This is a genomic window from Mesorhizobium sp. M7A.F.Ca.ET.027.02.1.1 (genome assembly GCF_004022985.1).
Classification (GTDB): domain Bacteria; phylum Pseudomonadota; class Alphaproteobacteria; order Rhizobiales; family Rhizobiaceae; genus Mesorhizobium.
Window position 1 is genome coordinate 1 of the sequence record NZ_RZOL01000389.1, and the last position, 5777, is coordinate 5777.

General features: G+C 61.5%; 9 protein-coding genes. 4 read left to right on the forward strand and 5 right to left on the reverse strand.

Features of this window, described 5'->3' with window-relative positions:
- Positions 1–170: 170 nt before the first annotated feature.
- The 3 genes from blaOXA to EN749_RS29200 form a co-directional block, all read right to left on the reverse strand.
- Positions 171–998 (reverse strand): class D beta-lactamase, encoded by an 828-nt coding sequence (gene blaOXA, locus EN749_RS29190; RefSeq protein ID WP_128289480.1) that lies wholly within the window; start codon positions 996–998, stop codon positions 171–173.
- 148 nt (positions 999–1146) lie between these two features.
- Positions 1147–1521 (reverse strand): membrane protein insertion efficiency factor YidD, encoded by a 375-nt coding sequence (gene yidD / locus EN749_RS29195; protein ID WP_127267644.1) that lies wholly within the window; start codon positions 1519–1521, stop codon positions 1147–1149.
- Between the two features lie 79 nt (positions 1522–1600).
- Positions 1601–1765 carry a hypothetical protein gene (locus tag EN749_RS29200; RefSeq protein ID WP_127295902.1) on the reverse strand — a complete coding sequence of 55 codons (165 nt, stop codon included), beginning with the start codon at positions 1763–1765 and terminating at the stop codon, positions 1601–1603.
- 90 nt (positions 1766–1855) lie between these two features.
- Between EN749_RS29200 and EN749_RS29205 the strand changes: the two genes are divergently transcribed.
- The gene (locus EN749_RS29205) at positions 1856–2773 is read left to right on the forward strand and encodes a LysR substrate-binding domain-containing protein (RefSeq protein ID WP_128364459.1); all 918 of its coding nucleotides are present in this window, start codon (positions 1856–1858) and stop codon (positions 2771–2773) included.
- 21 nt (positions 2774–2794) lie between these two features.
- Here the strand turns inward: EN749_RS29205 and EN749_RS29210 are convergent, their stop codons facing one another.
- Both EN749_RS29210 and EN749_RS29215 read right to left on the reverse strand, forming a co-directional pair.
- Entirely contained in the window at positions 2795–3124 is a 330-nt protein-coding gene (locus EN749_RS29210) for a cell envelope integrity protein TolA (protein WP_128364460.1), read from the reverse strand.
- A 117-nt stretch (positions 3125–3241) separates the two neighbouring features.
- The gene (locus tag EN749_RS29215; RefSeq protein WP_128289483.1) at positions 3242–3688 is read right to left on the reverse strand and encodes an iron-sulfur cluster assembly scaffold protein; all 447 of its coding nucleotides are present in this window, start codon (positions 3686–3688) and stop codon (positions 3242–3244) included.
- A 240-nt stretch (positions 3689–3928) separates the two neighbouring features.
- Here EN749_RS29215 and folE point away from each other — a divergent pair, with 240 nt between their 5' ends.
- From folE to EN749_RS29230, 3 genes are all read left to right on the forward strand, one after another.
- Entirely contained in the window at positions 3929–4564 is a 636-nt protein-coding gene (gene folE, locus EN749_RS29220) for a GTP cyclohydrolase I FolE (RefSeq protein ID WP_127399015.1), read from the forward strand.
- 90 nt (positions 4565–4654) lie between these two features.
- Positions 4655–5116: a phosphoribosyl-AMP cyclohydrolase gene (hisI, locus tag EN749_RS29225; protein WP_128364461.1), complete on the forward strand. Its 462-nt coding sequence runs from the start codon at positions 4655–4657 to the stop codon at positions 5114–5116.
- Between the two features lie 81 nt (positions 5117–5197).
- Positions 5198–5777 (forward strand): patatin-like phospholipase family protein (locus EN749_RS29230; protein WP_189367779.1); only part of this gene is annotated, 580 nt, incomplete at its 3' end.

Consider the following 5777-nt stretch of genomic DNA (forward strand, 5'->3'; position numbering starts at 1 on the left):
CTCCTATCCAGTCCCGCAAACGAGCGCGGGTGGTTGAAATGCATGTCGCCCAAAAGTGTATGGCGGTTTTGGAGTTACGACATGCATAGGGAAAAGCCGGATGCGTCCGGCAGCGGCTGTCTTTTATGGACAGATTCCGCCGCCGTAAAGCCCGGCTCAAATGTCAGCGTTCATTTGATGAGGAGCGGCAAATCCTTGAGGAACGCAGCCCGGGTCTTGAGGCCCTTTGGCATGTCGGTGCGGTTGGTGTCGACGACAAGCCGCGCAAAGACGATCTGGCGGCCATCCTTGTTCGCCCAGCCGACGAACCAGCCGAGCGAGCGCTTGTCCTGAACCTTGTCGGCGTCGTTGCGCAGCCTGGTGCTGCCGGTCTTGCCTTGCACCGTCCAACCCCCGGCCTGGAAGGTCGGGATGATGGCTGATGTCATGTCGTAGGCCTTGGCCGAGACAGGCAGCTTGCGGGCCAGCAGCTTGCGCAGGAATTCGACCTGCTCGACCGGCGTGATCTTGAGCGAGGAATTCACCCAGGACTTGGTCAAACCATCATTCTTGCCGGGATTGCCGGAAACATCGGCATTGCCGTAGTCGAATTTCGAGGCATAACCGGCAAAACTCTCAGACCCAAGCCGGCGGGTGATTTCCCGGGAAAACCACAGGATCGAATCTCGCTCCCAGACCACCGGATCGACGGTCTTCTGATCCCGCTTCACCGCGTTGAATTCAGGCTTGTAATCCCAGCTCGGCGTGTGCTCGTCGCTCAGGATCCCGCTGTCATAGCCGATCAGCGACAACGGCACCTTGAACGTCGACGCCGGGCTGAACCGCTGGTCGCACACCCCGTCCTGGTAAAGCGTCTTGCCGCTCGCCGCATCGGCGATCACCGTGCACTGCACGTCCCCCAACGGCGCCGATTGCGCGCGCAACGGAAATCCCAGCAGCCAGGCGAGCAGGAACAGTATCCCGGCAAAGATGAAGGGAAGACGGTCGAAATTGCGCATTTGTCTGCTCGCTCAAGAGGGGGGTTCGCGAGCGGCTTAGCGAGGTCTCTTGTCTCGATTTTGTCTCAAATGCGCAGTCTTTGTGCAGGCTGTTGTTAACCCTACCGGATCGTAAACGGGCAGAGCCGCCGGTACCTGACCGACGCGATCATCCCTGCGCTTCGCCGCGCTTGCTGCCGATCCGCCAGTACCGCCATGGCGTGAACCAGACATAACGATCCTCCAGCACCTCCGGCACGCGGTCGATGCCATGCGTGCCGAATGGCCCGCAGCGCAGCACACGGAACAATCCCATCCAGCCGCCGGCCCACAGGCCATGGCGGGCGATCGCCTCATGGGCATATTCCGAACAGGTCGGCAGATGCCGGCAGGTATTGCCGACAAAGCCCGACAGCGTCAGCTGATAGAGGCGCACGAGCGACGTGCCGAGGAGACGGCCCGGCGTCTTGCGCCATGGACCGGGCCAGTTGCGGCCGCGTTTCGGCGGCCTGGCGATATGCGCATGCCCATGCTGGTCGCGCATCACAGTCTCCGTATCGCGTTTCCCAGGCGATAGATGTGAGCTTCCACTGGAGAACGCAATCCCCACTCCTTGTGCGCACTCAGTCGTCACGGGCGGAACGGCGAAACGGCTGCCTGTCAGGCGAAGACGCCCACCGGGCACGACTGGTCGGCTCTTCGTAACGCTTTTCATGCTGTCTTCTGTCACGCCATTGAAACGTTGCGATCCGCATGACATCGCCAAAGATGCTCAGCAACTGGATCATGGTCAGTCTCCTTTGATGCGATTAGACGGCCGCTGGCCTTCGCCTTCAAACGAGTATAATTTCCACTTCGGATAATCCTGGGTTATGCGAATGAAGCGTGGGCGCCTGCCGCTGACGGCATTGAGGAGCTTCGAGGCGGCGGGCCGGCATCTGAGCTTCAGCCGGGCCGCCGAGGAGCTTTTCGTCTCGCAGGCGGCGATCAGCCGGCAGATCCGGGAACTCGAAATCTTCCTGCATCAACCCTTGTTCGAACGTCACCATCGCCGGGTCGAGCTGACCGACACCGGCCGACGTCTGCTGGAGCAGCTTGTCAGAAGTTTCGACGCCATCGACACCTTGCTTGGAGAACTGGTGGCGACACCGGCGCAGTCCGTGGTCTGCGTCAGTGTCGAGCCGTCGCTTGCATCCGTGTGGCTGGTGCCGCGACTCAACCGGTTCCGCCAATTGCGGCCTGACATCGACATCTCGCTCGAGGTCGACCCAAGGCTGATCGAGTTCCGCAGCGATCAGCCGGAGCTTGCCTTACGCTTCAGCACACATGTCACCGCGTGGCCGCGCAGCGAAGCGGAGCGGCTTGCCTCGACTGTCGATTCACCGGTTCTGTCGCCGGCGCTGCTTGCTTCTGGCCCAGCCCTCGATAAGCCGATCGATCTTGCCCGCTACACGCTTCTGCACGAGGAAAACCGTCAAGGCTGGGCGCGCTGGTTCGAAGCGGCCGGCGTGCCCGCCGACGCCATACCGGCGCGCGGGCCGATGCTGGCGGATGCGTCGCTTTCAAAACAGGCCGCCTTGCTCGGACATGGCGTGGCCTTGGGCGATCTCTTGCAGATCGGCGGGGAAATCGCATCCGGCGCGCTGGTCAAGCCGTTCGACATCGACGTCGCATCCGGCGCCTATTGGCTGGTGGCCAGAAACTTGCGCGACCTCTCGGAACCGGCCGCCGCGTTCGCCGACTGGCTCAGAAGCGAATTCGTCGAAAGCAGGCGGGTGCTGGAAGCGCGGGCTTGAACCCTTCCGGCCGGGCTCCCGCTACTTTGCCTTTTTGCTGTATTTTTCGAAGAGTTTGTCGAGCGCATCCGCGGCCGGAAGCTCGCCCGGTGAGTCTTCTCCCGGGTTGAATGTGAGGATGACATCGCGCCACATATCGTAGTGGGCAGCATATGATGTCAGCCTGGGAAATGGCGCGCAGCGTGCGATGGCCCGGACAGCGGACTCGGCAACCTTGTCCGGCGGCGTCGTCACAGGACCGAGGATTTTTGGCGGGCCTGCGAGTGACTCGTCCTTGTTCAGACTGATCTGGACGCGTGCAATGCTGTGGGTGTTTGCAGGCATGTTCCAACAATGCTGGATTGCCTTCATGAGATAGTCGCCGATAGTGCTCGACCGCTACGTCTGCCCGGCTCGGGGTCCCGCTCAACGCGAGTGAGCCAGCAAGGCTCCCGGCAAACACCAGGCTTTGGTAGCCAAACGCCAAGGTCAGGCCGCTTCTTCGGCGCGCTTCTTCTCGATCTGGCCGATGGCGTCGACCACGGCATCGAAAGTCAGCATGGTCGAAGCGTGCCGCGCCTTGTAGTCGCGCACCGGCTCCAGATATCTGAGATCCGCGAAGCGACCGTCCGGCGGGGCGCCATTTTCCTTGAGCATCTTCAGCATGGTGTCGCGCACCGCGCGCAATTCCTCAGCACTCGCGCCGACGACATGCAGCGCCATGATCGATGACGACGCCTGGCCGAGCGCACAGGCTTTCACGTCATGGGCAAAGTCCGTGACCAGGCCGTCCTGCATCTTGAGGTCGACGGTGACCGTGGAACCGCATAGCTTGGAGTGAGCCTTGGCGGTCGCGTCAGGATGATCGAGACGGCCGATGCGGCCAATGTTCCCGGCAAAACCGAGAATTTTCGCGTTGTAGACCTCGTTTATCATTATTTTCCAATCCGTCGCCGCCAAGCGAACAGCGATTGCCGCTGTCGTGTCTTCCTTTCGCTCGCTATGACCTTATATAATGCTGGCAGTCCGGTATCGACAAGAACGACGAAAGCCAATGTCCTTGCCGGGAAGTTCACGCCACTTACGGGGCTGGAAACGGGGCGAGTTTCCGACACCGAAAGGTCGTGGTCCGTTCAACTCGTTCCTCCGCCGAGAGGGACTACGGGAGACGCCTTTATGGATGCCGTCATCAAGAAGCTCATGCCACAGTCAGCCTATATGGAAAAGCCGGTCACCGACCGGCCAAGCGAAGCCGAAGTCGAAGCCGCCGTGCGCACGCTTTTGCGCTGGACCGGCGACAATCCGGACCGCGAAGGGCTGATCGACACGCCGAAGCGGGTGGCAAAGGCCTATCGCGAAATGTTCGGCGGCTACGACATGTGCCCGGCGGACGAGCTCGGCCGCACCTTCGAGGAGGTCGCCGGCTACGACGACCTGGTCATCGTCAAGGACATAACATTCCATTCGCATTGCGAGCACCACATGGTGCCGATCATCGGCAAGGCGCATGTCGGCTATCTGCCGGATGGCAAGGTTGTCGGCCTGTCCAAGATCGCCCGCGTCGTCGATATCTTCGCCCACCGCCTGCAGACCCAGGAGGCGCTGACGGCGCAGATCGCCGGCGTCATCCAGGACGTGCTCAATCCGCGCGGCGTCGCCGTCATGATCGAGGCCGAGCACATGTGCATGGCCATGCGCGGCATCCGCAAGCAGGGTTCAACTACGCTGACCTCGACCTTCACCGGCGTCTTCAAGGATACGCCCGAAGAGCAGGTTCGTTTCGTGACCATGGTGCGTGGCGGCGGGATCTGAATGGCCCTCGCCGGCCATCAGACCATGATCCCGAAAAGTGGAGACCGGTTTTCGGACAAGATCATGGTCAACGAGGAAAATGGACCGGCGATGTCGGCACTGGAATTTCCAAAAGCTCCGTCGGACAAGAAAGCGCTCGAGGAAGGCGCGGTGTTCTCGCCGCGCTTCGATGCAGCCGGGCTGGTCACGGTCGTCGTCACCGATGCCGGAGACGGCATGCTGTTGATGGTTGCGCATATGAATGCGCAAGCACTGGCACTGACGCTGGAGACCGGCCTCGCCCACTACTGGTCGCGCTCGCGCAACGTGCTTTGGAAAAAGGGCGAAACATCAGGCAATTTTCAGCATGTCGTCGAGATGCTCACGGATTGTGACCAGGATGCCATATGGTTGCGCGTCAAAGTGTTGGGCCACGACGCAACCTGTCACACCGGCCGGCGTTCATGCTTTTATCGGACGGTGGGGCTGATCGATGGCAAGGGGACGCTTGCCGGCGACGGCAGCAAGCCGCTGTTCGATACGGAAAACACGTATCGGAAACCACCAGCTTGAACCTTCTGCCTGACACCAACCACACAGATTCATCATTTCGATACGGCCCGCTCGTATAGTAGCCGTGGGACAAGGGAGATCATGATGCTCGAGTGGGCGTCATTGCGTAACAGACCAGATGTCAGGGAGGCCAACGGCCTATCCTCGTCAGGCGGCGCGTCCGAAACCAACTCCCAGAAGAAAACAGCCATTTCGCTCGCCTTGGGTGGCGGTTGCGCCCGCGGCTGGGCGCATATCGGCGTGCTGCGCGCGCTCGACGAAGCCGGCATCGAAGTGTCGATGATCGCCGGCACCTCGATCGGCGCGTTGGTCGGCGGCTGCTATCTCGCCGGCAAACTGGACGAGCTCGAAGAATTCGCCCGCAGCCTGACCAAGCGCCGCATCTTCGGCCTGCTCGATCTCAATTTGCGCGGCAGCGGCCTGTTCGGCGGTATGAAGCTCGATGCAAGGCTGCGCGAGCACATGGCCGGCATTCGTTTCGAGGACCTTGCCAAGCCGTTCGTCGCGGTCACCTCCGAAATCCGCACCGGCCACGAAATCTGGCTGTCGAGCGGCTCATTGATCACCGCCATGCGCGCCTCCTACGCGCTGCCCGGCGTGTTCGAGCCGGTGAATTGCAACGGCCGCGTGCTGGTCGACGGCGCGCTGGTCAACCCGGTAC